The organism is Acidovorax sp. CF316 (assembly GCF_000276605.1).
In the GTDB taxonomy this organism is placed as follows: Bacteria; Pseudomonadota; Gammaproteobacteria; order Burkholderiales; family Burkholderiaceae_C; genus Acidovorax.
The window spans coordinates 12,086-37,355 of record NZ_AKJX01000162.1; the positions used below are offsets into that span (position 1 = coordinate 12,086).

The 25,270-nt window shown below is 67.5% G+C and carries 24 protein-coding genes; 5 read left to right on the plus strand and 19 right to left on the minus strand.

Features of this window, described 5'->3' with window-relative positions:
- Window positions 1–104 precede the first annotated feature (104 nt).
- The 9 genes from PMI14_RS19960 to PMI14_RS34980 form a co-directional block, all read right to left on the minus strand.
- A complete protein-coding gene (locus PMI14_RS19960) occupies window positions 105–2,801 on the minus strand; it encodes an excinuclease ABC subunit UvrA (RefSeq protein WP_007857141.1) in 2,697 nt (898 codons plus the stop codon).
- Window positions 2,802–2,864: 63 nt separating this feature from the next.
- The gene (locus tag PMI14_RS19965; RefSeq protein ID WP_007857142.1) at window positions 2,865–3,656 is read right to left on the minus strand and encodes an SDR family oxidoreductase; all 792 of its coding nucleotides are present in this window, start codon (window positions 3,654–3,656) and stop codon (window positions 2,865–2,867) included.
- Between the two features lie 315 nt (window positions 3,657–3,971).
- Window positions 3,972–4,457, minus strand: a complete 486-nt coding sequence (locus PMI14_RS19970; RefSeq protein WP_007857144.1) for a CZB domain-containing protein — start codon at window positions 4,455–4,457, stop codon at window positions 3,972–3,974.
- A gap of 159 nt (window positions 4,458–4,616) precedes the next feature.
- On the minus strand, window positions 4,617–5,408 hold the full coding sequence (locus PMI14_RS19975; RefSeq protein ID WP_007857145.1) for a DUF72 domain-containing protein: 792 nt from the start codon (window positions 5,406–5,408) through the stop codon (window positions 4,617–4,619).
- Window positions 5,405–6,214 carry an alpha/beta fold hydrolase gene (locus PMI14_RS19980; RefSeq protein WP_007857146.1) on the minus strand — a complete coding sequence of 270 codons (810 nt, stop codon included), beginning with the start codon at window positions 6,212–6,214 and terminating at the stop codon, window positions 5,405–5,407. The genes PMI14_RS19975 and PMI14_RS19980 overlap by 4 nt, the downstream gene beginning before the upstream one ends.
- A gap of 113 nt (window positions 6,215–6,327) precedes the next feature.
- On the minus strand, window positions 6,328–7,788 hold the full coding sequence (locus tag PMI14_RS19985) for an iron-containing redox enzyme family protein (RefSeq protein WP_007857147.1): 1,461 nt from the start codon (window positions 7,786–7,788) through the stop codon (window positions 6,328–6,330).
- Between the two features lie 129 nt (window positions 7,789–7,917).
- Complete coding sequence (locus PMI14_RS19990; protein ID WP_007857148.1) at window positions 7,918–9,216, minus strand: phosphoribosylamine--glycine ligase; 1,299 nt, start codon at window positions 9,214–9,216, stop codon at window positions 7,918–7,920.
- Window positions 9,213–10,166, minus strand: a complete 954-nt coding sequence (locus PMI14_RS19995) for a methyltransferase (RefSeq protein WP_007857149.1) — start codon at window positions 10,164–10,166, stop codon at window positions 9,213–9,215. The genes PMI14_RS19990 and PMI14_RS19995 overlap by 4 nt, the downstream gene beginning before the upstream one ends.
- Window positions 10,167–10,173: 7 nt before the next feature.
- Window positions 10,174–10,386: a hypothetical protein gene (locus tag PMI14_RS34980; protein ID WP_007857150.1), complete on the minus strand. Its 213-nt coding sequence runs from the start codon at window positions 10,384–10,386 to the stop codon at window positions 10,174–10,176.
- Window positions 10,387–10,635: 249 nt separating this feature from the next.
- Between PMI14_RS34980 and PMI14_RS20000 the strand changes: the two genes are divergently transcribed.
- On the plus strand, window positions 10,636–10,857 hold the full coding sequence (locus tag PMI14_RS20000) for a hypothetical protein (protein WP_007857151.1): 222 nt from the start codon (window positions 10,636–10,638) through the stop codon (window positions 10,855–10,857).
- Window positions 10,858–10,925: 68 nt separating this feature from the next.
- On the opposite strand, the gene PMI14_RS20005 is transcribed toward PMI14_RS20000, so the two are convergent.
- From PMI14_RS20005 to PMI14_RS20025, 5 genes are all read right to left on the minus strand, one after another.
- Window positions 10,926–11,558: a response regulator transcription factor gene (locus tag PMI14_RS20005; RefSeq protein ID WP_007857152.1), complete on the minus strand. Its 633-nt coding sequence runs from the start codon at window positions 11,556–11,558 to the stop codon at window positions 10,926–10,928.
- A 50-nt stretch (window positions 11,559–11,608) separates the two neighbouring features.
- Window positions 11,609–14,152, minus strand: a complete 2,544-nt coding sequence (gene ligD, locus PMI14_RS20010; RefSeq protein ID WP_007857153.1) for a DNA ligase D — start codon at window positions 14,150–14,152, stop codon at window positions 11,609–11,611.
- Window positions 14,153–14,155: 3 nt separating this feature from the next.
- Entirely contained in the window at window positions 14,156–15,172 is a 1,017-nt protein-coding gene (locus PMI14_RS20015) for a Ku protein (protein ID WP_007857154.1), read from the minus strand.
- Between the two features lie 13 nt (window positions 15,173–15,185).
- The gene (locus PMI14_RS20020) at window positions 15,186–15,365 is read right to left on the minus strand and encodes a DUF3606 domain-containing protein (protein WP_007857155.1); all 180 of its coding nucleotides are present in this window, start codon (window positions 15,363–15,365) and stop codon (window positions 15,186–15,188) included.
- A 103-nt stretch (window positions 15,366–15,468) separates the two neighbouring features.
- Complete coding sequence (locus tag PMI14_RS20025) at window positions 15,469–15,768, minus strand: hypothetical protein (RefSeq protein ID WP_146187892.1); 300 nt, start codon at window positions 15,766–15,768, stop codon at window positions 15,469–15,471.
- Window positions 15,769–16,031: 263 nt separating this feature from the next.
- Here PMI14_RS20025 and kaiC point away from each other — a divergent pair, with 263 nt between their 5' ends.
- The 4 genes from kaiC to PMI14_RS20045 are packed head-to-tail and all read left to right on the plus strand — an operon-like array spanning window position 16,032 to window position 20,759.
- Complete coding sequence (kaiC, locus tag PMI14_RS20030) at window positions 16,032–17,789, plus strand: circadian clock protein KaiC (RefSeq protein WP_007857157.1); 1,758 nt, start codon at window positions 16,032–16,034, stop codon at window positions 17,787–17,789.
- Window positions 17,790–17,794: 5 nt separating this feature from the next.
- Entirely contained in the window at window positions 17,795–18,121 is a 327-nt protein-coding gene (locus PMI14_RS20035) for a circadian clock KaiB family protein (RefSeq protein WP_007857158.1), read from the plus strand.
- Window positions 18,122–18,126: 5 nt separating this feature from the next.
- Window positions 18,127–18,462 carry a circadian clock KaiB family protein gene (locus tag PMI14_RS20040; RefSeq protein WP_007857159.1) on the plus strand — a complete coding sequence of 112 codons (336 nt, stop codon included), beginning with the start codon at window positions 18,127–18,129 and terminating at the stop codon, window positions 18,460–18,462.
- The gene (locus PMI14_RS20045; RefSeq protein ID WP_007857160.1) at window positions 18,459–20,759 is read left to right on the plus strand and encodes an ATP-binding protein; all 2,301 of its coding nucleotides are present in this window, start codon (window positions 18,459–18,461) and stop codon (window positions 20,757–20,759) included. The genes PMI14_RS20040 and PMI14_RS20045 overlap by 4 nt, the downstream gene beginning before the upstream one ends.
- 54 nt (window positions 20,760–20,813) lie before the next feature.
- Here PMI14_RS20045 and PMI14_RS20050 read toward each other — a convergent pair whose 3' ends face one another.
- The 5 genes from PMI14_RS20050 to PMI14_RS20070 form a co-directional block, all read right to left on the minus strand.
- Window positions 20,814–21,242 carry a hypothetical protein gene (locus PMI14_RS20050; protein ID WP_007857161.1) on the minus strand — a complete coding sequence of 143 codons (429 nt, stop codon included), beginning with the start codon at window positions 21,240–21,242 and terminating at the stop codon, window positions 20,814–20,816.
- Window positions 21,243–21,385: 143 nt separating this feature from the next.
- Window positions 21,386–23,794 carry a catalase gene (locus tag PMI14_RS20055; protein WP_007857162.1) on the minus strand — a complete coding sequence of 803 codons (2,409 nt, stop codon included), beginning with the start codon at window positions 23,792–23,794 and terminating at the stop codon, window positions 21,386–21,388.
- Between the two features lie 220 nt (window positions 23,795–24,014).
- Window positions 24,015–24,260, minus strand: coding sequence for a YgjV family protein (locus PMI14_RS20060; protein WP_007857163.1), 246 nt, complete (start codon window positions 24,258–24,260; stop codon window positions 24,015–24,017).
- 15 nt (window positions 24,261–24,275) lie between these two features.
- The gene (locus PMI14_RS20065; RefSeq protein ID WP_007857164.1) at window positions 24,276–24,956 is read right to left on the minus strand and encodes a glycosyltransferase family 2 protein; all 681 of its coding nucleotides are present in this window, start codon (window positions 24,954–24,956) and stop codon (window positions 24,276–24,278) included.
- A gap of 49 nt (window positions 24,957–25,005) precedes the next feature.
- Window positions 25,006–25,263 (minus strand): hypothetical protein, encoded by a 258-nt coding sequence (locus PMI14_RS20070; RefSeq protein WP_007857165.1) that lies wholly within the window; start codon window positions 25,261–25,263, stop codon window positions 25,006–25,008.
- Window positions 25,264–25,270 lie beyond the last annotated feature (7 nt).

Sequence of the window (25,270 nt, forward strand, 5' to 3'; positions counted from 1 at the left end):
TGCGGTATCCCATGTCGTGGCGCCCGGCAAGGCGCGCCCGTTGTTGTGTCAAGGCTGGCGCGAGCCCGCCGGTCCTGGGGCCCGCGGCAAGGCCCCCCAAAGTATCAACCAAAAATGCACTCCCCGGTCAGCACCGGGCTGGCAGCCCTTCCGCCCAGGCTGCGGGCCAGGTAGGGCGCCGTGCGGCTGCCCCGGCTTTGCGCCACCTGCGCCGGCGTGCCCTGGGCCACGATGCGCCCGCCCTCCTCGCCCGCGCCGGGCCCGATGTCCATCACCCAGTCGCAGGCAGCCACAACGCGCATCTCGTGCTCGACCACCACCACCGTGTTGCCGGCGGCGACCAGGCCATCGAGCTGCACGAGCAGGCGGTCCACGTCGGCCGGGTGTAGGCCCGTGGTGGGCTCGTCCAGCACGTAAAGGGTGCCGCCGCGCTGCGTGGGCCGCTGCAGCTCGGTGGCGAGCTTGATGCGCTGGGCCTCGCCGCCGCTCAGCTCGGTGGCGGGCTGGCCCAGGCGCAGGTAACCCAGGCCGATGTCGCGCAGCACCGCCAGCGGGCGCAGCACCTGCGGCTCCTGGGCAAAGGCGTCGCAGGCCGCATCCACCGTGAGGCCCAGCACCTCGGCGATCGACAGGCCGTTCCAGCGGATTTCCAGCGTCTCGGTGTTGTAGCGCGCGCCGTGGCAGGCAGGGCATGGGGAGTACACGCTGGGCATGAACAGCAGCTCCACGCTGACGAAGCCCTCGCCCTCGCAGGTGGCGCAGCGGCCCTTGGCCACGTTGAAGGAAAAGCGCCCCGCGTCGTACCGGCGCTTGCGCGCGGCCGGCGTGGCCGCAAACAGCTTGCGCACCCCGTCGAACAGGCCCGTGTAGGTGGCCAGGTTGGAGCGCGGCGTGCGGCCGATGGGCTTTTGGTCCACCTGCACCAGGCGCCGGATGTGTTCGCTGCCGGCCGCAATGCGCCCGGCCACAGGGCCCCCCAGGGGCGAGGCATCGCCGGCAGCGGCCTCGCCATCGTCGGGCACGGCCACACCCTCATCCTCGTCGGCCGCCAGCGGCCGGCCCAGGTGGGCGGCCACCAGCTCCAGCAGGGCCTGGCTCACCAGGCTGGACTTGCCCGAGCCCGACACGCCGGTCACTGCCGTCATGCACGCCAGCGGAAACGCGGCATCGAGCCCCTGCAGGTTGTTGCGCGTGATGCCTTCGAGCCGCAGCCAGCCCTGGGCGGTACGGGGCGCGCGGGCAGGCAAGGCAGCACCGGCCTCGCCGAACAGGTAGTGCCGGGTCTGCGAGCGCTGCACCTGGGCCAGGCCCGCCGGCGGGCCGCTGTAGAGCACCTCGCCGCCCTGCTCGCCGGCGGCCGGCCCCACGTCCACCAGCCAGTCGGCGCGGCGCATGGTGGCCACGTCGTGCTCCACCACGAAGAGCGAATTGCCCGCCGCCTTGAGGCCCTGCAGTGCCGCCAGCAGCGCCTCGCCGTCTGCCGGGTGCAGGCCGGCCGAGGGCTCGTCGAGCACATAGACCACGCCGAACAGCTGCGACGAGAGCTGCGAGGCCAGGCGCAGCCGCTGCAGCTCGCCCGGTGAGAGCGTGGGCGTGCTGCGGTCCAGCGAGAGATAGCCCAGGCCCAGTTCGATCAGTGCCAGCACGCGCTTGCGCAGGTCGCCGGCCAGGCGCTGGGCGGCGATCACCTTTTCCTCGGACAGCCAGGGCGTGCGGTGCACGTCGGGGGCGGCGGCATGGGCGGCAGGCCGCTTGCGCCGGGCGCGGCCCGCGGGCGCATCGGGGGCGGGGTCGCCCTCGCCCAGCCGACCATCGGCGGCCGGCCGCAGCAGCTCGGCCAGCGCGGTGAGCGGCAGCTGCGACAGGCTGCCGATGTCGTGCCCGGCAAAAGTGACGGTCAGCGCCTCGGGTTTGAGCCGCTTGCCCCGGCACACCGGGCACAGCGTGCCCACCATGTACTGGGCCACGCGCTTCTTCATGAGCGCGCTCTGGCTGTGGGCAAAGGTGTGCAGCACATGGCGGCGCGCGCCGGTGAATGTCCCCATGTAGCTCGGGGTGAGCTTGCGCCGGATGGCGTCCTTGACCTCGGCCACGCTGAAGCCCGCATACACCGGCACCGTGGGCTGCTCGTCGGTGAAGAGGATCCAGTCGCGCAGCTTTTTGGGCAGCTTGCGCCAGGGCACGTCCACGTCGTGGCCCAGCGTGGTGAGGATGTCGCGCAGGTTCTGCCCCTGCCAGGCCAGCGGCCACGCGGCCACGGCGCGCTCGCGGATGGTCAGCGTGTCGTCGGGCACCATGGACTGCTCGGTCACCTCGTACACCCGGCCCTGGCCATGGCAGTGCGGGCAGGCCCCCTGCGGCGTGTTGGGCGAAAAATCCTCGGCATACAGCATGGGCTGGCCGTCGGGGTAATGGCCGGCGCGCGAGTACAGCATGCGCAGCGGGCTCGATATCGCCGTGACGCTGCCCACCGACGAGCGCGTGCTCGGCGTGCCGCGCTGCTGCTGCAGCGCCACCGCGGGCGGCAGGCCGTCGATGCTGTCCACCTTGGGCACGCCGGCCTGCACGATGAGCCGGCGCGCATAGGGCGCCACCGACTCCAGGTAGCGCCGCTGCGCCTCGGCGAACAGCGTGCCGAAGGCCAGGGACGACTTGCCCGAGCCGGACACCCCCGTGAACACCACCAGCGCATCGCGCGGAATGTCCACATCCACGTCCTTGAGGTTGTGCTCGCGGGCACCGCGCACGCGCACCATGCCGTGCTGGGAGGGGGAGAAATCGTCGGGGGAAGTGGCAGGCATCGGTGCAGGCGTGGTGGCAACAGGGGCTGTCTATCCTAACCAGCGCATGACCGCCGGCCGCATTCAGTCCTTGAGCGCCGACCCTGGCTCGGCCAGCTTGCGGTGCTGCTCGGCCAGCACCTGCGAGGGCGTGACCTTGGCCATGATGGCCTGCAGCTTGTTCTTGAGGCCATGCACGACATCGGCCTCGCCGTCCATCATGGCGGCAAAGCCCACCCTGGCCACATCGGCCGGGTCGGCCTTGCCGTCGTCGGCGCCCACCTGGGTATCGAGCATGTCGGCGCGCGCGAAGAACTCCGTGTCGGTGGCGCCCGGCATCAGGCAGGTGACGGTAACGCCCGAGTCCTTGAGTTCGTTGCGCAGCGCCGCCGCGAACGAGTCGATGAAGGCTTTGCTGCCGTTGTAGACGGCCTGGAAGCTGCCTGGCATGAAACCCGCAATGGAGCCCGTGATGAGAATGCGCCCCCGGCCGCGCCGGCGCATCGGGTGGCCCAGCTTGTGCAGCAGGTACAGGGTGCCGGTGATGTTGGTGTCGATCACATGCTGGATGTCGCCGAACTCCTGCTCCAGGAAGCCCTTGCCCAGGCCATGCCCGGCATTGGCCAGCAGTGCATCCACCGGCCGCCCGGCGATGGCGTCCACCAACTGGTCCACGCCCTGACGGCTGGCCAGTTCGGCCTGCACCACCTGCACCGTGGCGCCGAGCATGCCCAGGTCGCTGGCCGCCTGGTCGAGCGCCTGGTCGGCCGCGATCACCAGGTCGAAACCATTTTCTGCACAACAGCGTGCCAGGTGGTAGCCGATGCCGGACGAGGCTCCAGTGACGACGGCGAGAGGACGGGTGGTTGTGGACATGGCAGCACTCCTGAAACGCACCATTCTGGAATGGCCCGTCGGGCCGGGCCGTCAGCGGCCAGCGCGATGCCCGGGGTGCACCGTCCTACACCCCGCCTGGCGGCAACAGACTTGAGGCAAGACGGCCGCCATGTAGGACAACAGGCCGAAAGCGGGGAAACTGCTTCCTTCGCCCGGCCACCGTGATTACATTGCACCTGCCGTGCATGCCTTGCGTTTCAGAGCCGCAATGCATGCATGGTGCAAACTCCGCCAGGCGCAAGCTTGGGGGAGTTTTGTCTTTCAGGGAGGTGGGGGCGGTCTGCAGGCTGCGGCTCAGCGCACGGCGTTGTTCTTGAGCTCCTTGAGCAACAGCACCACCTGGTTGGAGGCGTGCCGGCAACTGGTCTTGAGCACCCTCTGCGACTGCTGCAGCTCGCCTGCCTGGAACAGGGTGACCACCGCGGCTGCCTGCTGGTGAAAGTACTTGTGCCGCGCCACCAGCATGCCAAAGGCAGTGTGCTGGCCCAGGCGTTCGCGCCCGGCCCCCTGCAGCCAGCGGCCGAGCTGGCAGCGGTGGTCCTGGCAGACCCGTTCCGGGCGCATCACCTCGGTGCTGCGGCCGTGGACCATGTCCTCCAGGCGGGCGCGCCAGGTTTCGTGCAGGGCAATGCCGGCATCGATCTCCATCTCCATCGCCAGGTGGTCGGCGTACTCGGCATCGAGCACGAGTTCGCTGGCGTTGTCATCTGCGTTCCATGCCGCTTCCGGGCTGGATCGGACCTGCTCGCGGACCCTGAGCAGCCGGCTGAAAAATCCCATCTGCATTCCTCTTGTTCTTGTGGCGCCGGTGGACTGCCGGCCAAACAGGTAGCCTGTCGATCCGCGCGCTCCATCCACTGGGTGTCGAGAGCGCGGTGTGGATGCTGAGGCAAGCGCCTCCCGAAATCCATAACCCAAATGATCTAGCCGCACGCGGATTCAGGCCCCCAACGCCCCGTGCAGATCGAGGGCGTTGTCCGTCGCGGCGCCGCTGGCCGTGTTGTCGAAGATGCACCACACACTGCCGGCTTCATGGGTGGCGGCCTGCAGCCGTGCGGCCAGGGCGCCGATGAGTGCGCCGTCGTAGGCCGAGTAGTACACGCGTGGCGATCCGTGCAGCCGGCAGTACACCAAGCCAGGCCAGCCGCCGGGCGCCCGCCCCGGGTCATGAAGCACCGGGTCGGCCAGCACCCGGGCCGCGCGCCAGTGGGCCAGCAGTGCGTTGCCTTCCGGCGTGAACCAGCTGGCATGGCGCGGCTCGACGGCAACCCCGCCCTCGCCATGCAGGTGGCGCAGGCTGCGAAAGAATGCATCGGTCACCGGCCGGTCGAGCGCAAGGCTGGGCGGCAGCTGCACCAGCAGGCAACCCAGGCGATCACCCAGTCCCGCTGCCTGGCCCAGGAAGGCCTGCAGCAGGGGTTCGGTGTCCTTCAGGCGCGCCGTGTGCGTGATGCTGCGCGGCAGCTTGGCGCAAAAGCGGAACGCAGGCGGCGTGGCTGCGGCCCAGCGCTCGTAGGTGGTGCGCTGGTGCGGCCGGTAGAAAGACGAATTGATCTCGACGGCCGAAAGGTGCTGCGCGTAGCGCTGCAGGTGGGCTGCGAGCGGCTCTGCCGTGGCAAAACGGTGCTGGCTGCTGCGCGGCAGGCCCCAGCCGGCGGTGCCTACGAACAGCGGGGCCGCAGGGGGATCGCCCGCAGGCAACGGGCTGCATCCCGCCTCGGAGGGCTTCATCCGGGAACCACGGACGCGCGGAACTTGGGACTGGGCTTCGCGCTGCGGGCATAGGGCCGCCATGCATGCAGCGGCTGGGCAAGGCGGTCCGCCACCACCCTCAGCACGGCCGGATTCCAGGGCATCCCGCAATGGCTGCCTTCGATCTCGATGGATTCGGACCGCCCCGTGCGCTTCATGTCCCTGCATGCTTGCCATGCCACCACGCCATCGCTGCGGCTGTAGATCGACGTGGCAGGAACGGGGGGCGCCTGGCGCAACCTTTCCAGCAACGCCGGGTGCGATGGTGGCATGCTGCCGTTCAAAAGGCGGTAGACCAGCCCGGCATTCGTGTGCTCCGCGGATCCCGCAAAGGGCGTCCCGATGGTGATCACCTGCCGCACGCGCGAGCGCAGCCGCTTGGCAACCTCACGCGCATAAATGCCACCCAGACTCCAGCCCACCAGGCTGATGGGGGCGGTGTGGCCAGCGGTGCGCTCCCGAACGCGTTGCGCCAGCGCGTCAAGCCAGCCATCGATCTCGCCCTTGGGGCCGGTGTTGAGCCCCTGCCCCCAATCAAGGGCGCGGTAACCCAGGCGCTCGCAAAATGCATGCAATGGGCGTACCACGGTGGCGTTGGCGCCCAGTCCCGGAAATACCACGACCGCATGCCGGTCGCCTCTGGGCAAGGCGGCTTCCCCCATCACATGGTGCCCCGCGAACTCCAATGCGGCGCGCACGGGTTCCAGCGCAAGCAACGCATACGAAGGGCGGCGGATGGGCGAGGTCGATCTGTGCATGAGGGCTCCGATGTGAATGGCCTCCATGGTGCGGCCACAAATGCCGGTGCAATGCACCATTTATCCCCCAGTTGGGGTCGGAGCGTTCTTACGCTGTCCACCCAATGTCGGGCAAGCCCCTTGCGATACTTGCCAGGAACTCACGCCCGGTTCAGGAACATCCGTGTGGCCTTGAGCCCCACGGGCGTCCAGTGCAGCGCCGGCGACATGGCCTGGACCAGCAGATCCCGCCGCTCGACGGCGTCCAGCGTGGGATAACGCTGCTCGAAGATCTCGAAGTCCGTGTCCAGGGCCGCTGGCGCAGGCTCGGAGCGCCCCCCCTTGGCGGCCTTGAGCCGTTCGGCCACGCGAAAGCTCATCTGCCGCTTGCCCGTGGCCGGGGTGGCGCCGGTCTCGAAGGGCGCCCCATCGGCACTTGCCGCACCACGGATCCAGTCGTGGATCACCTGCAGTTCGTAGGGAGAGAACACGCCGAACATCTCGGCACGCTCGCCCTGCAGCAGGTGCCAGAAGCGGCTGTCGGTCACGGGCTGGTTGCGTTTGATCCATTGGGCCTGTTCGAGCGCAGCCAGAAACGCAGGCAGGTCATCGGCGTTGGACAGCCAGTCGTTCACGCTGCGGCCGGCCACCTTGCAGAAGTCGGAATGCGCGCCATGGCCTGACGGCGCCTTGCGCGCCAGGATGGCCAGCACCTCCCTGTCGATGTCGAAGCCGTCGATCACATCCAGCGTGCTGACCCCCACGTTGCCCAGCTTGGCGCCTGCACGCACCCGGCGCCAGTAGTCTCCACCGTCGTCGATGCGCGGTGCGGCTTCCAGCGCTGCCACGCAGGCGCGCTTGGCATGCCCCGTGTCGGCATTGTCGACCGTGACGTGCAGCGTGAAATAGTAAGGGTCGATGCCCAGTTCATTGAGTTCGTAGGCGGTGATGAGCAGGTGCAGGGGCAACTGCTCGTAGCCCAGGTTAAAGCCCACGATCTCGGGCAGGAAATCCTGCGCATTCCATCCCAGCCCGACCTGCACCAGCCCCTGCTGGTACAGCGCGTCGGGCAGGTCATCGACGGGGTCAAGGCCGTAGTGGGCGAGCAGCGCGCGGTACAGCTTCACGTGGTTCTTGTCGGCCAGGCCGTCACCCAGTTCTTCCACATAGGTGGTGACCAGGTCCGACAGGCGGGAGTTGTCCGCATGCGCGCACAGGCCATACAGCCACGACCCGTCGACCAGCTTGGTGGGCGCGACATTGCGAAGAAAGTACAGGGCGTGGGCCCGGTTGGTGAAGTACCGGCGTGGTGCGCCGGCCTTGCGGGCATCCAGGTAGGCCTGGTACTGGCCGTGGACCCGCAAGATATTGGACTCCATCCAGGCCATCAGATCGGCAGGGTGCGCGGGCAGATCGTCGTCGCCCAGCTCCAACCCGTGCAGGGTCTCGCGCAGCAAGTCTGCAGCGGCCCCACGCTCCTGCGCGCTGGGGATATGGTTTGCCAGGCGGTCATAGAGGGGCGCGTAGAGCGCTGCTGCTCGCACAGCCGGGGCGGATGCGATGGCGTCAAGGGAAGCGATGGTCGTTTCGGAACGTGGGCGTTCCTGCAAATGGAGGTACATGGTGTGTTGTCGTTGGATATGGACTCAGGGTGGGCCCTTGCCATCTCCGCCACTATCGGGACAAGGCTCCCATGGGCGTGGGCAGCCTCCTACGACCGCTGGCTCGCCACCCCTTGCGGCCAAAGAAATCTACAGATAGCCCCATTGCCGCAGACGGGCCAGGCTTTCATCCGATACCCGCGCACCGATGTCGTTGCGGTAGCGCAGATTGGGCACGTAGACCTTGCGCGCCACGTCGAGCGCGCGAAGGCGCGCCGCCTCCACCGTCGGTGCGCACCCGGTGGCCACGCCCACGTAGCCGCAGGTGCCGCTGGTGACCAGGGAGCCCTGGCGCATCTCCACCTCGGCGAAGGCGATGGCCGCGCGCTCCGCGTGCGACAGGCTTTCGTCCAGGATCACCGGAATGCCCTTGGAGAGCTCTTCGTATCCCTGTGCATGGGGAAACGGCGGTACGGTGAGCACCACGCCCACCGCAAAGCCGGGTACCGTGGCGAAGTGGGTGTGCGAGCGGCGAAGCATTTTCAGGAAGATCGCTTCCCACGGTTCCCGGTGCAGGCTTTCGCAGATGGCATAACCGGGATAGCCAAAGCGGCTGGTGAACTCCAGCGGCCACAGCCCTTGCGCGTTGGCCATGAGGTTCACATTGATGTAGCCGCAATAGCCGCCATCGCGCAGCACGCCCGCCAGGGGTTCCAGGACCAGCTCGCGCAGCCTGCCGCTGCCGCCGTAGCTGACCACCGTGCCCATCTCGCCCGTCAGCTCCCCCAGTTCCCCGGGAAAGAAGCGCTTGTGCTCGAAGTCGATGCATGCCGTCTCGAGAAACTCGGCACCGTTGAAATACCCGCCCACGCCAATCTCGATGCCATCGATGTATTCCATGAGCACGAAATCCGGGGAGGGCACGGGTGCTTCGTGCGCAGTGTAGAACTCCAGCAGCGCGGCCAGGTCGCTGCTGTCGCCCTTCTGGGCAATGTAGTTCCTGGTGCGCGGGCTGGCGGCGCCGTTGAACTTGAGCACGAAGCGCTGGCGCCGGGCGGCGAGAAAGTCCACGGCCTGGCGGTAGGAGGTGAACGAATGGCTTGCCGCAGTGCGCAGGCCAGCCTGCCGGAGCACGGACTGGCCATACTCGCGCTCGGCCTCCAGCCGGTCGCCCAGGGCGCTGCCACCGATGACCTGGAAGCCTTGCGCCCGCAAGGCGTCCTGCACCTCGCCCTGGTCCGCCGTCTCGAAAAGGATCAGTCCCTCGGGCCCGGCCTGCCGGACCCAGCCGAGCTCCGTGTTCCAGTCGTCCGTGCGCGTGAGCATGCCCGCGAACACGCCATGGCTGGCCGGATCACGGACGAACACCCTGACCTCGTGCCCCCGTGCCTGCATGCCGCCGTACATGGCGGCCAGGTCGTTGCTGGCCCCGATGCCCAGGATCCTCATGCTGCCGGCTTGTGCACCACCAACCCGATCGCGGCGATCCGGTCCACCGGGGCGTACTCGGGCCGGTCGAGTTCCTCGCCAAAGACATCGGAGTCGATCTCGCGCCGCGTGAAGTGGCAAGCTGCGCGTGCTGCCGTGGCGGCAGCCCACTCGGAAAAGGGGTCCACGCCCTGCACCACGGCGGAGCCGGTGTACAGGATGAGCCGGCCACCAGGGCGCAGGTGGGCGATGGACTGTTCAAGGATGCGCTGCGAGAGCCCTTCGCCATAGTCGCCACCACCGTGCCGGTAGATGCGCTTGGCCGCATCGACCAGATAGGGCGGGTTGGAGACGATCAAATCGAAATCGCCCACCACATCCTGGAACAGATCGGTCTGGGCGAAGGTGCAGCAAGTGCTCTGCGCGAGGCGGGCATTGGCCTGCGCCAGCACCAGCGCCTGGGGATTGATGTCCGCAAGCACCAGCTCCTGAACGCTGTTTCCGGCCGCGCGCGCCGCCACGATTCCACCCGGCCCGCCGCCGCAGCCCATGTCCAGCACCCGGCTCGCGGCCCCCACGGGGCGCACGGCCAGTTCGGAGCCGATAAGGGCCGCGAACCGATAGGTATCGGGGCCGAAGAAGACCGCATCCTCCTCCAGCGTGGGAAAACCCGAGTGGGCATACAGCCCACCGGCGAGGCTGCTGTACCGCACCGTGCTTTTGCGCAGGCCACCCTCCAACTCCGCGATGAGCTGTGCTGAAACCAGTTTCTCCGATAACAGCGCTGGTAGCAGTGCGCTATCGAAGGGCAGGTTCCAGCCAAAGGCATCGCGCAGGTCGCACGCAGGCAGGTCGCCCCGGTTGCGCAGCACCCGCTGGTGGGTCAAGGGCGTGACCGTCGTGAATTCATAGTTGCGGGCTTTCAGGTAGACGCCCAACTCAACCAGTGCAGCAATGCGTTGTTCGTCCATGGCGTGGTCAGCATCCTCGGTACAGGTAGGCCTCGAAGCGGTTACCCAGGCATTTCCCGAGTTCGCTTTGCGGAATATCCGCAGTTGTAGCGGGTACCTTGGCAGGAATTTCGTCCCCCTCCACCAGACCCACAGCGGCAGAAGCGCCATAGGCGACCATGGCCAAACCTGCGCCGATGAAAGACACGGCGCTGGCCGCAGGGGGGCGTTGCTGCAACATGGTGACCTCCAAGGGTGTCGAGAGAGCATCATGTTCCCTGGCCAATAGGCGCTCACCTGTAGGAGAAGTGGCAGAACACCGGTCATCAGGGGAGCACCTCCATCCCCTCCTTTCAACGCAGGAACTGGTGAGCGCTGGGAAGGGCGGCACCCTGGCCGCCATCAACGCCATTGTCTTACCCCGCGTACCGTGGCGCGCTGAAAAAATGGGTCCATCCGGCGGATATCACCCGCCAAGCAGGAGCAAGCCATGAACACCCATACCACCCCGTCCCCTTCCTCCTGGCCGTTCCCGGCTGCCGATCATTTCCGACGCCAAGCCGCCACCACCCGCCCGGAGCCCGAACCGGAGGAACAGGACGACACCCCGGACCATGTGGAGCAGGAACTCGTGGACGAGCAACTCGAACGCGACCGCAAGGCCTCGCGGGCCGTGGACAGCAAGATTCCCGGCCGCAGCGCCCCACCGTGAAGGCGCTCGCGGGCCACGCAGGGGCGCGGCGGCGAAGGCAGTGAAGCCCCTGCCCCGCCGGCCGCCGCTCACTGGATCAGGTTGTTCTTGAGTGCGTAGTACGTCAAGTCGCTGTTGGAATCGAGGTGCAGCTTTTCCATCAGGCGCGTGCGGTAGGTGCTCACGGTCTTGACGCTCAGCGACAGGTCTTCGGCGATCTCGCCGACGTTGGCGCCCTGGGCGAGCTTGAGGAACACCTGGAACTCGCGCTCGGACAGATGTTCGTGCGCGGGCCGCTCACCGGGGCGGTTGAGCTGCTGGGCCAGCAGTTCGGCCACGGTGGGCGTGAGGTAGCGCTTGCCCAGCGCGATGACGCGGATCGCCTCGACGATCTCGGAGGGCTTGCACTCCTTGTTGAGGTAGCCGCTCGCGCCCTGGCGGATCAGGTTGATGGCGTAGTGCTCCTCGGGGTAGCCACTGAGGATGAGGATGCCCATGTCTGGCGCCTTGGCGCGCAGCATGGACATGGCATCGAGGCCGCTCTGCCCGGGCATGGCCAGGTCCATCACGAGCACGTCGATGTCGTGCTCGCGGATCAGGTCGATGGCTTCGCGCCCGTTGCCGGCTTCTCCTTCCACCCGCAGGTCCACGTGGTCGGCCAGGAACTGGCGCAGGCCTGCACGAACGATTTTGTGGTCATCCACGATGCCGATCTTGATCATTTTGGTTTTTTCTATGGTTGATGAGAAAGCTGAAATGGGGTGAATTCGGTTCAGTCCTTGGCGCTGTAGCCCAGCAGGCGCATGGCGCCCGACAACGAGACGGCGGCCGCCGCGTAGCCCTGCCAGGGCGCATTGCCCTGGCGCAGGCGCTCGCCTACGGTGCGCACCGTCCAGTGCGCGCCGCTGGTGAGCGCGTCCAGTTCCTTCCAGGCCACGGGCACCGAGATGCCCATGCCCTCGCGCGAGCGCGCGGACCAGGCGCTCACGGTGGTGGCCCCACGCCCGTTGCGCAGGTAGTCCACGAAGATCTTGCCCACCCGGTTGCGCGGGCCGCTCTTGGCAACGAAGCGCGCGGGAATGGTCTCGGCCAGGTGCTGCACCACGGCCTGCGAGAAGCCCTTGACCGTGTCCCAGCCCTGCAGCCGCTTGATGGGCACCACCACGTGCAGGCCCTTGCCGCCGCTGGTCTTGAGGAAGGCCGGCAGGTGCAGCTCCTTGAGCATCACCTGCACCAGCTGGGCCGCCTGTTGTACCTGCTCCCAGGACACGCCCTCGCCCGGGTCCAGGTCGAAGGTCATGCGGTCGGGGCGCTCGATCCGGTCCTTGCGCGCGTTCCAGGTATGGAACTCCAGCACGTTCATCTGCGCGGCCGACAGCAGGCCCTCGGGCCGGGCCACTTCGAGCAGCGGCGCATGGCCTGCGTCGAGCGCCGGATCGAGCAGCGCCACGCCTTGCATGCTCCCCTTGTCCAGGTGCTTCTGGAAGAACAGCTCGCCGCCCACGCCGTCGGGCGCGCGCACCAGCGACACGGGCCGGCCCTTCAAGTGCTCCATCATCAGCGGAGCCACGGTGGCGTAGTAGCGCACCAGCTCGATCTTGGTGATGCCGGATGCGGGGTCGATCACGCGGTCGGGGTGCGAGATGCGCAGCGCATCCGGCAGGGATGCCGCGGCGGCCCTGGCCCTGCGTGCAACCGGTGGTTTCTTCTTTTTCTCGATGGCGGCCATGGCCTGGGGTTTCTCCTGCACGATGGCTTTGGCGGGCTTGTCCGCGCGCAGGCCATGGAACACCGAATGGCGGATACGCCCTTCCTTGGTCCACTCGGCAAACGACACCTCGGCCAGCAGGCGCGGCTTGATCCAGTGGGCCTTCTTGCCAACCGCCGTGCCCTCGGGGAACGGGCTTTTGGTGGTGTGCAGCGCCGTAAGCCTGGTAGCCAGTTCCTGCAGGGTGTGCTCGCTGAAGCCCGTGCCCACGTTGCCCGCATAGCGCAGCGCGCCATCGTCGCCATGCACGGCCAGCAGCAGCGAGCCGATGCCGGTGCGCGAGCCCTGCGGGTCGGTGAAGCCGGCGATCACGAACTCCTGCCGGTGGCTGCACTTGAGCTTGATCCAGTCGGCATTGCGCCGCGAGGCATAGGGCGCCGCCTTGCGCTTGCCGACCACGCCCTCGAAGCCCAGGTGGCAGGCCGAGGACACCAGGTCCGAAGGCTGGGCCTCGAAGCTCTCGCTGAAGCGCACGCGGTCGGTCGCCACCTGCTCCACCAGGGCGCGCAGCCGCTCGCGGCGCTCCACCACGGGCAGGCCGCGCAGGTCGTGCCCGTCGGCATAGGGCAGGTCGAACAGGTAGTACACCAGGTCCTTGGCCACGCTGGCATCGAAGGCGTTCTGCAGCGCCTGGAAGTCTGGCGTTCCGTGTTCGTCCATGGCCACCACTTCGCCGTCGAGCCAGCCGGAGGACAGCGGCAACTCACCGATGGCCTTGACCAGCTGCGGCATGCGGTGCGTCCAGTCGTTGCCGTTGCGCGTGAACAGGCGCACGGAGCGGTTGTGCACCCGCGCCAGCAGGCGGTAGCCGTCGAACTTGAGCTCCCAGAGCCAGTCCGTTGTGTCGGCCGGCGGCTTGTCCACCAGGGTGGCCAATTGGGGTGCCAGGGTGTCGGGCAGCGGCACCTTGGGCCGCTTCGCGGTCCGGGCCGGCGGTGCCTCGGCGCGGGCGATGCCGGCAGGCCCGGGCGGAGCCAGGGGCGCGAGTGACGTCACGCTGTCGGGCATTTCTTCGACCACGCTGAACTCGGCGGCAGGCCGCTCGAAATCGTCGTGCTCCTTGATCAGCAGCCAGGGGGCTTGTTTTTCGCCGCCCTTGCCATGCATGCGCACCAGCGTCCAGTGGCCTTGGAGCTTGTGGCCGTGCAGCGCGAACTTGAGCTTGCCCTTGAGGTAGCCCTCGGCCGCATCGCCCACGGGCACCCAGTAGCCCCGGTCCCAGACGATGACCTTGCCCGCACCGTACTGTTTGGGCGGTATCTGGCCTTCGAAGGTGTTGTACGAAATCGGGTGGTCCTCCACCTGCACGGCCATGCGCTTGTCGGCGGGGTCCAGGCTCGGGCCCTTGGGCACGGCCCAGCTCTTCATGGTGCCGTCGAGCTCCAGGCGCAGGTCGTAGTGCAGGCGGCTGGCCCAGTGCTTCTGGATCACGTACTGCAGCGCTTGCCCGCCCGCCTCGCCGCCCTCGGCCGGCTCGGGCGTGATGGCAAAGTTGCGCTTCTTCTTGTAGAGAGCGAGCGAGTCGGTCATCTGCGGGTCTTTCGCCATGGCTCAGGCCGCCCGGCGGGGCGGCGCCTTCTTGGCTGCCGTCTTCGCGGCCGTCTTGCGCGCCGGTGCTTTCTTGGCGGGGGCCTTTTTCGCCGCAGGCTTGGTGGCGGCCTTGCGGGCGGCGGGCAGCGGGGTCACCGAAGCCGCCTTGCCGGTGGCCTTGGCTCCGGTGGCCTTGCCGCCCTTGCCCTGCAGGCTGCGCTTGAGCAGTGCAGTCAGGTCCAGCACGTCGGCACCGGCCGGGGCGCTTTCCTTGCCACTGTCGACCTTGACCACTGTGGCGGTCTCGCCCGAGGCCACCTTGGTCTCGACGAGCTTGTGGATCTCCTGCGCAAACGAGTTGCGAAAGCCGTCCGCGTCCCAGGGCTGGGTCATGTCGTCGATGAGCTGCAGCGCCATGTCCATCTCGGCCGGCTTGATGCCGGCGGCCTTGGCATCAAGCGGCGGCAGGTTCAATTGCTCAAACGAGCGGATCTCGCCGCCCCAGCGCAGCAGGTTCAGGATGAGCGCGCGCCCGCAGGGGATCAGCACCGCCAGGTGCTGCTTGGTCTGGATGACCACCTTGGCCACGCCCACCTTGTTGCTCTGGCGCAGGGCCTCGCGCAGCAGCGCATAGACCTTCTCGCCGCGCTTGAGCGGGGCCGTGTAATAGGGCCGCTCCAGGTAGACGAAGGGGATCTCGTCGGCATCGAGGAAGGTCTCGATCTCGATGGTCTGCGTGATCTTGGGGTAGGCCGCGGCAATCTCCTCGGGCGTGAGCACCACGTAGTGCCCGTCCTCGTACTCGATGCCCTTGACGATGTCGGCCGTGGCGATCTCCTTGCCCGTGACCTTGTTCACGCGCTTGTAGCCCACGGGCTCCATGGAGCGCTTGTCGAGCCAGTCGAAGTCGATGCCCGAGTCCACTGTGGCCGAGTACAGGCCGACGGGTATGTGCACCAAACCAAAGCTGATCGCCCCCTTCCACATCGTGCGCGTGGAGGTGGGTGCCTTGCCTTCGTCTTCGGTTGCCCGCGCCATCGCGTTGCCCTCTTCAGCGGGCGTGGCTCAGGTACTCGCGTACCTTGTCGGCCGAAGGGCCGACGGCGGCCACGGCCTCGCGCAACTGCGCCTCAGTCACGCCCAGGCTGTTGCTCCAGTCGCGCACTTCATAGTGCTCGCTGAGGTTGATAAAATGGCGGTCCTGTGCGGTCTTGTCCTTGTCGTCGCTCATGGTGTTTTCCTTTCCAGAAGGTGCTTTGGAAAGTAACACCCACCTAAGGGCAGCCTTGTAGGACAGCAGCCGCTCCGCCTCCCGGCCAAGCGCCCGAAAGGGATCAGAAGATCGGCAGCCGGATGTTCAGGTGCGGCCCGGCCGTGAGGTCGAAGACATCGGCCTTCGCCAGGTCAGGGCTGTGGTGGAACTGCGCCTCGACGTACTCCGCCGTGAGCTGGCTGGCGATGGCCTCCAGCAGGGCGTGGGCCGTGTCCAGCCCACCGGCTGCGAAGCCGTTGCCCTCCAGCGTGTAGCTGTAGCGCCCATTGCGGTGGCTGACCAGGGCCAGCGCGATCAGATGCCCCTCGGTATCGCCCGCGTACACCCTACCCCCTGGGTAATAGAGGGTGTAGCAGCGCACTTTCTGCAGCTGGTCCTGACCGGGCGCGTGGGAGATGGCAACCTCCGGGGATGGCGGGTTGAAAAGTACGTTGGCTGCGCAGGCAACCGACTTGGCAAATTTTGCGGCGTGAACCGTCTCTGCGCAAGGGCCGGTGCCCACCGCGCAGCGCAATCCGGTCGTGTCCTACAGTGAGGCGGTCAGGGATTTCCTACGATGCTTACGTCCGGTCACGGCCGGAGCATCGCCAGCCCTTCATTCCATCTCCACCTGATCGCGCACCGATGGCCGCCACCCGTACAAAGCAGAAAGCCCCGCCCACAACGCCCGCCGGCATTGCCAAGTCGCCCACCGGCATCTCCGGCCTCGATGAAATCACCGAAGGCGGCCTGCCCGCCGGGCGCCCCACCCTGGTGTGCGGCGCAGCGGGCTGTGGCAAGACCATGCTGGCCGCGGAATTCCTGGTCCGAGGGGCTACCGAATACGACGAGCCCGGCGTGTTCATGATGTTCGAGGAGTCGGCCGACGAACTGGCCGAGAACATGCGTTCTCTGGGCTTCGACCTCGAAAAGCTGCAGCGGCAGAAGAAACTGGCACTGGACTTCGTGCGCGTGGAGCGCAGCGAGATCGAGGAGACCGGCGAGTACGACCTCGAAGGCCTGTTCATCCGCCTGGGCTATGCCATCGATTCGATCGGTGCCAAGCGCGTGGTGCTCGACACCGTGGAGGCCCTGTTCGCGGGCGTGCCCAACCATGCCATCCTGCGCAGCGAGCTGCGCCGGCTGTTCCGCTGGCTCAAGGACAAGGGGGTCACGGCCATCATCACCGCCGAGCGCGGCGACAGCGCCTTCACCCGCTATGGACTGGAGGAGTATGTAGCCGACTGTGTGATCCTGCTGGACCACCGCATCGCAGAACAGGTCTCCACCCGACGCCTGCGTGTGGTGAAGTACCGCGGCTCGGCCCATGGCACCAACGAGTACCCCTTCCTGATCGGCCGCACCGGCCTGTCGGTGCTGCCCATCACCTCGCTGGCGCTCAACCACCAGGCCTCGCGCGAGCGCGTCTCCACCGGCATCGCCGGCCTGGACGACATGCTGGGTGGCCGAGGGGTATATCGGGGCAGCAGCCTGCTGGTCTCGGGCGCGCCCGGCACGGGCAAGAGCAGCATTGCTGCCAGCTTCGCGAATGCCGCCTGCGCACGTGGCGAAAAAGCCGTGCTGTTCGCCTACGAGGAATCCGAGAGCCAGTTGCTGCGGAACATGGAGTCCATCGGACTGAACCTGCGCCGTTGGGTAGACAAGGGCCTGCTCAGGATTGAATCCACGCGCCCCACCCTTCAGGGCCTGGAGCAGCACCTGGTGCACATGTACGACCTGGTGCGCGAATTCGCGCCCAGCGTGGTTGTCGTGGACCCCATCAGCAACCTGACCTCGCAGGGCGATGACGCCGGGCTCAAGATCACGCTGATGCGGCTCATCGACTTCCTCAAGACCCAGGGCACCACGGCGCTGTTCACCAGCCTGACGGCCGATGCGGCCAACACCCCCCTGGCCACCTCGGAGGTCGGCGTGTCCTCGCTGATGGACAGCTGGCTGCTGCTGGCCAACGTGGCCGTCAACGGCGAGCGCACGCGCACGCTGCAGGTGCTCAAGTCGCGCGGCATGCCGCACTCCAACCAGGTGCGCGAGTTCGTCTTTTCCGACACGGGCGTGGACCTGGTGGACGTGTACCTCTTTGGCGACCAGGTGCTCACCGGCACGGCACGCATCGCCCACGAGGCGCAGCTGCTGGCCACCAACGACCTGCGCGGGCGCGACCACGCGCGCCGCCTTCGCGACCTGGCCAACCGCCGCAAGACACTGGATGCGCAGATCGCGGCCCTGAATGCGCAAGCCCTGGAGCGCGCCGGCGAGGTGGAGTTCGAGATCGAGCGCGAGCAGCTGGAAGCCCAGGGCGTGCAGGATCGCGCGCGCAGCATCGCGGCCAGGCGCGGCACCAGCGGCAGCGCCGCCAGCAAACCCGCCGCACGCAAAGGCTGACTTCCATGGCAACAATCACCCCCCTGCGCGAAAAGGCATCCGCCACGTCCGCCAAGCCCGAATGGCAGCTCAGGCTGTACGTGGCCGGCTCCACGCCCCGCTCCGCCGCCGCGCTGGAGAACCTCAAGCGCCTGTGCGAGACGCACCTGGCGGGCCGCTACAGCATCGAGGTAGTGGATCTGCTGGTCAACCCGCAGCTGGCGGCCGGCGACCAGATCCTGGCCGTGCCGACGCTGGTGCGCAAGTTCCCCGAGCCGATCCGCAAGATCATCGGCGACCTTTCGAACGAGGAGCGCGTGCTCGTCGGGCTGGATGTGAAGCCCCTCGTCTGAACCCCATGACCGAAACCCGCCATGTTGCGCACCGCGATCAGCCAGCCGAGGTTTCGCCCCTCAACGACTATCGGCTGTATGTGAGCATGGCCTCGCCCATATCATTGCGTGCCATCGCCAACGCGCGCCGTATCCTGCAGGAGGCCTATCCCGGCGCGCACCAACTCACAGTGTTGAACATCGCCGAGAACGTGGATGCGGCGCGGGCCGACCAGATCATCGTGTCGCCCACCCTGCTGCGCCTGGCGCCGCTGCCGCAGCGCCGCTTTATCGGTGACCTGTCGGACCTGGGCCGCTTGCGCAAGGCCTTCGGCCTGCTGCCATCGCCGGGGGCCGCATGACGGCGGACGCATTCGAACCGAGCCTGGGCAGCGAGGGCGACCTCACCGCCGAGAACGCCACCCTCCGGTTGCGGCTGCAGGAGCTGGAGGAAACGCTGCACGCCATCCACACCGGCGACGTCGATGCGCTTGTGGTGAACAACGCCATCTATACCCTGGAGAGTGCGCACGCGGCCACTGACCAGTTGCGCCAGGACGTGCTGGGCCAGATGGAGGACGCCGTCTTCGCCTTCGACCAGGACGGGCTGGTGATGTACGTCAACACCGCCGCGGAGCGGCTCTACGGCGTGCAGTCCTCCGACGTGCTGGGCCAGCCCCGGCAGTTCATCTTCACCGAGATGCCCGGCAGCGGCGGGGAGGACGCCGCTGTGAGCGCCCCCGGCGCCCCCCTGGCCACGTTGGGCACCGTGCACCGCGTGAACGATGGCCGGCTGATCGACGTCGAGGCCGTGGTCTCGCCCCTGCTCGGCCCGCTGGGCCGGCCCCTGGGCTCGCTGGCCGTGGTGCGCGACGTCACCCAGCGCCGGCGCGCCGAGCATTGGCGCAACCTGCTGGCGCGCCTGCCTGAGCGGCTGCGCGAGGTGGGCGAGCTGCCGGCCATCGCCGCCGAAGGCGCGCGCCTGCTGGGCGAAGCACTGCGCGTGGACCGGGCCTGCTACGGCAGCATCGACGCCACGGGCGAGCTGTGCACCATCGACCAGGACTGGAGCGGCCATGGCCTGGCCACGCTGGCTGGCACCTGGCGCGTGAAGGACCTCGCCTCCTTCTCCGATGTGCTGCGGCGCGGTGACCCCCTGGTGGTGGCCGACACCGCAGCCGACCCCGCCCGCTACCCCCGGGGAACGCTAGATACCCAGGGGGTGGGAGCCCTGCTGAGCGTGCCGCTGATCGAGCAGGGCCAGCTCGTGGCCATCCTCTTGCTGCACTACGGCGGCACGCGCCAGTGGACGCTGGAGGAAGTCGACTTCGTGCACGAGTTCGCCGAGCGCATCCGGTCGGTTTCCGAACGCGTGCGCAGTGCCAACGCCCTGGCACTCAGCGAAGCACGGCTGCGCGATGTGAACGAGAATCTCGAAGCCGCCGTGGCGGCGCGCACGGGCGAGCTGATGGCCGTGGAAGAGGCACTGCGCCAGTCACAGAAGATGGAAGCCGTGGGCCAGCTCACGGGCGGCATAGCCCACGACTTCAACAACCTGCTGGGCGCGGTGAGTGCCAGCCTGCAGGTGCTCAAGGTGCGCATGCGCCAGGGCAAGCTCGACCAGGCAGAGCGCTACATCGCCATGGGCCAGGACTCGGTCAAGCGCGCAGCGGCGCTGACCCAGCGCCTCCTGGCCTTTGCCCGGCGCCAGACACTGGACCCCAAGGCCACCGACCTGAACCGCCTGGTGGCCGGGCTCGAAGAGCTGGTGCGCCGCTCGGTCGGGCCGGACGTGCAGGTCGAATGCACGGCGGCCGAGGGCCTGTGGACCACCCGCGTGGACCCCTCGCAACTTGAGAACTCGCTGCTCAACCTGTGCATCAACGCGCGCGACGCCATGCTGCCCGGCGGCGGGCGCCTGGCCATCGCCACTACCAACATCGCGGCCACGGACGGTATGGTGCGCAGTCAGGGCCTGCCGGTGGCCGACTATGTGTGCCTGTCCGTCACCGACACCGGCTCGGGCATGCCGGCCGAGCTCATCGAGCAGATCTTCGACCCCTTCTTCACCACCAAGCCCACGGGCCAGGGCACGGGCCTGGGCCTGTCGATGGTGTATGGCTTCGTGCGCCAGTCGGGTGGCCACGTGCGCGTGCAATCCGAGGTGGGCGTGGGCACCACCATGCGCCTGTACCTGCCACGCCACGACGGCCAGGTGCTGGAAGACGCGGCGGAAAGCCCCGCCGACAGCGTGCAGCAGGGCGATGGCGAAACCATCCTGGTGGTGGAGGACGAAAGCACCATCCGCACCCTGACGGTGGAGGTGCTCAAGGACGCCGGCTACGTGGTGGTAGAGGCCCACGACGGCCCCAGCGCCCTGCGCACCCTGGCCTCCATGCGCCGCGTGGACCTGCTACTCACCGACGTGGGCCTGCCCGGCGGGCTCAACGGCCGCCAGGTGGCGGACGCGGCACGGCAGGACCGGCCGCAGCTCAAGGTTCTGTTCATCACCGGCTTTGCCCAGAACGCTGCCGTGGGCAACGGCCTGCTCGATGCGGGCATGGAAGTCATGACCAAGCCTTTTGAGCTCACGGCCCTGGCCAGGAAGGTGCGCGACATGATGGATGGCCAGACCGACCGTACCCGGGCCGCACGCTGACCCTGGCCCGTACCTGGCGGTGGTGCTGCCAGTACCGGCTGGGTTGGAAGAAGGTTAGGTCAGGAACGTCGCATCGTTGGCAATGGCGTTGCAGTAACCGTCGCCCCCCATCCGGAAATACAGGGGCGAGGCATGGACGATGGCCAGGAAGGCCCCGAACAGATGCGCCGGCAGCGTGAGCGTGCCGATCGCCTCGCGAGATGCAATGCTGAAGCTGGGCGCCGGCAGATCGGGTGCCAGAGAAAAGCCGATCAGCAAGGTGGTATGGGTCTGCCCCGCCTTATTGCCCGTCAGCTCGATGGAGCCGACACAACGCTCCACCGTGTAGACCCCGTTGGAGCAGGCTTCATGGCCTGCGTGCGCGGCCACGCGAAACGCCCTGGCCTTGATAATGCCGCCCACTTGCCAGTCGGTCGAGAGATCGACCGGCGCGAAGGGATGGGTTTTTCCTCGGGGTCGGGAATGGGGAAGAAATTCTTGCATGGTGAACAACAGGGCATGCAGGCATACCGCTAATTTGGGTTGACGCATCCGGCCATGCCGGTACGCGCGGATTTCTTCCAGTGCCTTGTGGCCACACCGGGCCGCAAAGCTGCGAACGAATGGCCTGCGGGTTGGGCCTGGCCTCACACAGCAGGAGGATCGGTCTCCCGCTCAGGATGGCGATGGCGGGCAATGCCCTGGATGAAGGCCCCGAAGTCCGCTGGCGTGGAACCCAGGAACAGCCCGGGATCGGGATCTCCCGAAGGCAGCGTCGACGGGATCTGGGCCTTGAGCATCAAGGCCGAGGACGCGGGCATGACCAGGATGGTCTTGCAATGCCGGTGCTGGTCCTTGAGGAACTCCATCGTGTGGCCGTCGGTCGCCAGCATCCGCACACCCTCTTCCCCATCGGGCAGCGCCAGCGCATCGAACAGGAAGCCCGGTTCGTTCTCCAGCGATGCATCCGCGTCGATGGCTACCTGGTCGGCCGTCTTCACCGGACCAATGCGGGGCGCCACGAAGCGCGGCACGGCGCCCTGCGCAAACAGGGCCGCGTGCAGTTCCACGGCGCTCTGACCGACGATGCCATCGGCCACCAGGATGGCAATCTTTCGCCCCTGGATGCTGCCGTCGCCAGGGCGTGCAAGCAGTGACAGTGCGGGCGAAGCTGCCACCTCGGGCTTGGGCGGCTTGGCCAGGGCCCGGGGCATGGCGTCCGGCAAGGCCGCCATGCCGATGCCGGTGGCGACCTGCCGGGCCAGGTCATCCGACACGTTGCGCAGCGAGGAGACCATGCGCTCACGGATCGCCGGCACCGTGACCTTGCTCAGCTCGAAGCGGAAGGCGGCGGCGATGTGGGCCTGCTCTACCGCGGTCTGGCTGTCGAAGAACAGGGTGGCCTGGGTGTAGTGGTCGGCAAACTTCTCGGGTTTGGCACGCACCTTGCCCTGGGCTTCCTTGGCCTCGATGCGGGCGGGCACGGAGACAAAACCCTGGGCTGCCCCGGCCTGGAACGGGCAACCACCCCCTAGCGAGTTCGGCTCGTACGCCACCTTGCCGCGATGGATGGCCTGGCGGTGCATGCCGTCGCGCTGGTTGTTGTGCACCGGGGCGATGGGCGAGTTGATGGGCAGCTCGTGGAAGTTGGGTCCGCCCAGTCGCGAGATCTGCGTGTCCACGTAGGAGTGGATGCGGCCCGCCAACAGGGGGTCGTTGGAGAAGTCGATGCCCGGCACCACGTGCGCAGTGCAGAAGGCCACCTGCTCGGTCTCTGCAAAGAAGTTGTCGGGGTTGCGGTTGAGCACCATGCGGCCGATGGGGCGGATGGGCACCAGCTCCTCGGGGATCAGCTTGGTGGCATCCAGGATGTCGAAGCTGAACGCGTCGCCCTGCTCTTCCGTGAACACCTGCACGCCGAGTTCGAACTCGGGGTAGGCGCCGCCCTCGATGCGCTCCCACAGGTCGCGGCGATGGTAATCCGGATCGGCGCCGGAAATCTTCACCGCCTCGTCCCACACCAGCGAATGGGTGCCGGCCTTGGGAGTCCAATGGAATTTGACGAACACCGACTCGCCCGCCGCATTCACGAAGCGGAAGCTGTGCACACCGAAGCCCTGCATGGTGGCATAGCTGCGTGGAATGCCGCGGTCGGACATCACCCACATCAGCATGTGGGTGGACTCGGGCATGAGCGAGACGAAATCCCAGAAGGTGTCGTGCGCGCTGGCGGCCTGCGGCATCTGGTGGTGCGGCTCGGGCTTGACGGCATGCACCAGGTCCGGAAATTTCATCGCATCCTGGATGAAGAACACGGGCATGTTGTTGCCCACCAGGTCCCAATTGCCTTCGTCGGTGTAGAACTTGACAGCAAAGCCGCGCACGTCGCGCGCCGTGTCCTTGGAGCCGCGTTCGCCCTGCACGGTGGAAAAGCGCACGAACACCGGGGTGACCTTGCCGGCCTCCTTGAACGGAGCGGCGCGCGTCAGGTCGGTCAGGGGTTCATAGCACTCGAAGAAGCCATGGGCACCGGAGCCCCGGGCGTGCACGATGCGTTCGGGAATACGCTCATGGTCGAAGTGCGTGATCTTCTCGCGCAGGATGAAGTCCTCGAGCAGCACCGGGCCGCGCTCGCCGTACTTGAGCGAGTTCTGGTTGTCGGCTATGGGCACGCCCTGGTTGGTGGTGAGCACCTGGCCGGCGGAATCGACACGCACGCGGTCCAGCGGCGCGATGGTGGCGTTCACGCCTTCTGGCGCCACCGTGCCGGTCTTGGCGCTGCTGTTTTCCTCGGAGACAGTGCTGCCCGATGGCAGGCGCGAAGCCGGCTCGGCAGTGGCGCCCTGCGCGGGGTTCACGCCGTTGGCAAAGCCGTGCTCGCCGGCCTTGTTGGGGTTGTAGGGCCTGGCGGCGACAAGCTCGTTGGTCTGTATCGCCCTGGCGGACAGCGCATCGACAGCGCCCGCCATGGCAGAGGGTGCACTGTCGGTATTTCTGGCGGGCGCAGCATCTGCGCTTTTCTTGCCGGCCTTGGCGCTCTTGGGGTCTTGGATCATGGGGAACCTTGCTTCAGGTGATGGGAAATTGGCGAGAAGCTTCAGGGTAGGCGCATGGCCTCACGAAGATGTAGGACACACGCTGCAGTTGGCCTGACCGCATGGCTGCATGCACACCGCTGGCGGGCTGTCGACCATGTGCAGCATGGCTTACCGACGATTGCGGGGCGCCGGACTGCGACGACAGACGAGCGCCTGTCCTACGACGGCAATGGGCAGCTCAACTGTCTGAAGCGTCGTCCGTCTTGAACAGGCCGCGGATGTTCATGGCCGCCAGGCAGACTTGCAGTGCGATCAATGCAATCGCATGGGAGTGCACGCCCCAGGCCACCCACAGCAGGTTGCTGCCCAGAAACACCCAGAATCCTGCGTTGCGGCGCCGGGACTCCTTGGAGCCCACCAGCCACGCAGCCAGCACCGAGGCGGCGAAGGCCGGCCACTGTATCCAGTCAAGCCAGTCGTTCATGGGGCAGGTCTTTCGTCACCCAAGCAGGGCAGGCAGCGCCGTCAGCGTGGTCCCCAGCTGCAGCAGCGTGGCGCCAAAGCCGGCTGGCGCACGGAACTGCTTGCGCGCACTGGTCGTCACGCGGGTGGCAGAGGTCCAGGCGATGGACAGACCGCGTTCCTGCAGCCGATGCACCAGGGCCACGTCCTCCCCCGTGGCCAGGGGCTCGAAGCCGCCGACCTCGCTGTAGGCCTGCGCTGTGAGCCCCAGGTTGGCACCGTGGATGTGCCGGTGACCGTCGCGGTCCTGGTAGAGCGCATCGAACTGCGCGCGCACGGCATCGCCATGCGTGCCCCAGTCGCGCACCTGCACGGTGCCGCACACGGCATCGGCCTGCTGGCACAACTGCTGCGCAATCCAGTTGGGGGCCACCTCGCTGTCGGCATCGGTGAAGGCCAGCCAGCGCGCACCGGCCGCCAGTGCCAGATGCGCGCCAATGGCCCGTGCCGTGCCGACGTTGCGCGCCTGGCAGTCCACGGTGCGCGCGCCCAGTGCGGCAGCAATTCCCTGGGTGCCATCGCTGCAATCGTCCAGGACCACGATCAGCAGCACGGCTTCGCCCATCAGATCGGGGCAGGCCGAGGCGACAGTCAGCGAATGCAGGCAGGCCCCGATGTGGTCCTCTTCATTGTGGGCCGGGACGATGACGGCAATCATGTGCGGGCCCCGCCCGGCGCTTGTCTTAGAGCGTGTGCGGCGGCCGGCTTCATTCCGAGGACTCTGAAGACGACGCGGCCGTGACCAGGGTCGCCTTGGCTGCCGGCTGCACCTGTGCCTGCACCGCACCAGCCGTGGTGGGCCAGAACCCAGGATCCATGCTATTGGCCAGCACCAGCGCCAGCACCACCAGGGCCCCCGCCACTTCGGCGTACAGAAGGCCACGGCTTTCCCATGGCGAAACGGGCTGCGGGAATTCACCGGCAGGGCGGCGGACGGAGGTGGCGGGCGGGGGCTGGATGGTCACGGCATGC

Excerpts from the sequence above, each read along its gene's own strand:
- PMI14_RS19960 (WP_007857141.1), bottom strand. The coding sequence starts at position 2,801 with ATGCCTGCCACTTCCCCCGACGATTTCTCCCCCTCCCAGCACGGCATG.
- PMI14_RS19965 (WP_007857142.1), bottom strand. The coding sequence starts at position 3,656 with ATGTCCACAACCACCCGTCCTCTCGCCGTCGTCACTGGAGCCTCGTCC.
- PMI14_RS19970 (WP_007857144.1), bottom strand. The coding sequence starts at position 4,457 with ATGGGATTTTTCAGCCGGCTGCTCAGGGTCCGCGAGCAGGTCCGATCC.
- PMI14_RS19975 (WP_007857145.1), bottom strand. The coding sequence starts at position 5,408 with ATGAAGCCCTCCGAGGCGGGATGCAGCCCGTTGCCTGCGGGCGATCCC.
- PMI14_RS19980 (WP_007857146.1), bottom strand. The coding sequence starts at position 6,214 with ATGGAGGCCATTCACATCGGAGCCCTCATGCACAGATCGACCTCGCCC.
- PMI14_RS19985 (WP_007857147.1), bottom strand. The coding sequence starts at position 7,788 with ATGTACCTCCATTTGCAGGAACGCCCACGTTCCGAAACGACCATCGCT.
- PMI14_RS19990 (WP_007857148.1), bottom strand. The coding sequence starts at position 9,216 with ATGAGGATCCTGGGCATCGGGGCCAGCAACGACCTGGCCGCCATGTAC.
- PMI14_RS19995 (WP_007857149.1), bottom strand. The coding sequence starts at position 10,166 with ATGGACGAACAACGCATTGCTGCACTGGTTGAGTTGGGCGTCTACCTG.
- PMI14_RS34980 (WP_007857150.1), bottom strand. The coding sequence starts at position 10,386 with ATGTTGCAGCAACGCCCCCCTGCGGCCAGCGCCGTGTCTTTCATCGGC.
- PMI14_RS20000 (WP_007857151.1), top strand. The coding sequence starts at position 10,636 with ATGAACACCCATACCACCCCGTCCCCTTCCTCCTGGCCGTTCCCGGCT.
- PMI14_RS20005 (WP_007857152.1), bottom strand. The coding sequence starts at position 11,558 with ATGATCAAGATCGGCATCGTGGATGACCACAAAATCGTTCGTGCAGGC.
- ligD (WP_007857153.1), bottom strand. The coding sequence starts at position 14,152 with ATGGCGAAAGACCCGCAGATGACCGACTCGCTCGCTCTCTACAAGAAG.
- PMI14_RS20015 (WP_007857154.1), bottom strand. The coding sequence starts at position 15,172 with ATGGCGCGGGCAACCGAAGACGAAGGCAAGGCACCCACCTCCACGCGC.
- PMI14_RS20020 (WP_007857155.1), bottom strand. The coding sequence starts at position 15,365 with ATGAGCGACGACAAGGACAAGACCGCACAGGACCGCCATTTTATCAAC.
- kaiC (WP_007857157.1), top strand. The coding sequence starts at position 16,032 with ATGGCCGCCACCCGTACAAAGCAGAAAGCCCCGCCCACAACGCCCGCC.
- PMI14_RS20035 (WP_007857158.1), top strand. The coding sequence starts at position 17,795 with ATGGCAACAATCACCCCCCTGCGCGAAAAGGCATCCGCCACGTCCGCC.
- PMI14_RS20040 (WP_007857159.1), top strand. The coding sequence starts at position 18,127 with ATGACCGAAACCCGCCATGTTGCGCACCGCGATCAGCCAGCCGAGGTT.
- PMI14_RS20045 (WP_007857160.1), top strand. The coding sequence starts at position 18,459 with ATGACGGCGGACGCATTCGAACCGAGCCTGGGCAGCGAGGGCGACCTC.
- PMI14_RS20050 (WP_007857161.1), bottom strand. The coding sequence starts at position 21,242 with ATGCAAGAATTTCTTCCCCATTCCCGACCCCGAGGAAAAACCCATCCC.
- PMI14_RS20055 (WP_007857162.1), bottom strand. The coding sequence starts at position 23,794 with ATGATCCAAGACCCCAAGAGCGCCAAGGCCGGCAAGAAAAGCGCAGAT.
- PMI14_RS20060 (WP_007857163.1), bottom strand. The coding sequence starts at position 24,260 with ATGAACGACTGGCTTGACTGGATACAGTGGCCGGCCTTCGCCGCCTCG.
- PMI14_RS20065 (WP_007857164.1), bottom strand. The coding sequence starts at position 24,956 with ATGATTGCCGTCATCGTCCCGGCCCACAATGAAGAGGACCACATCGGG.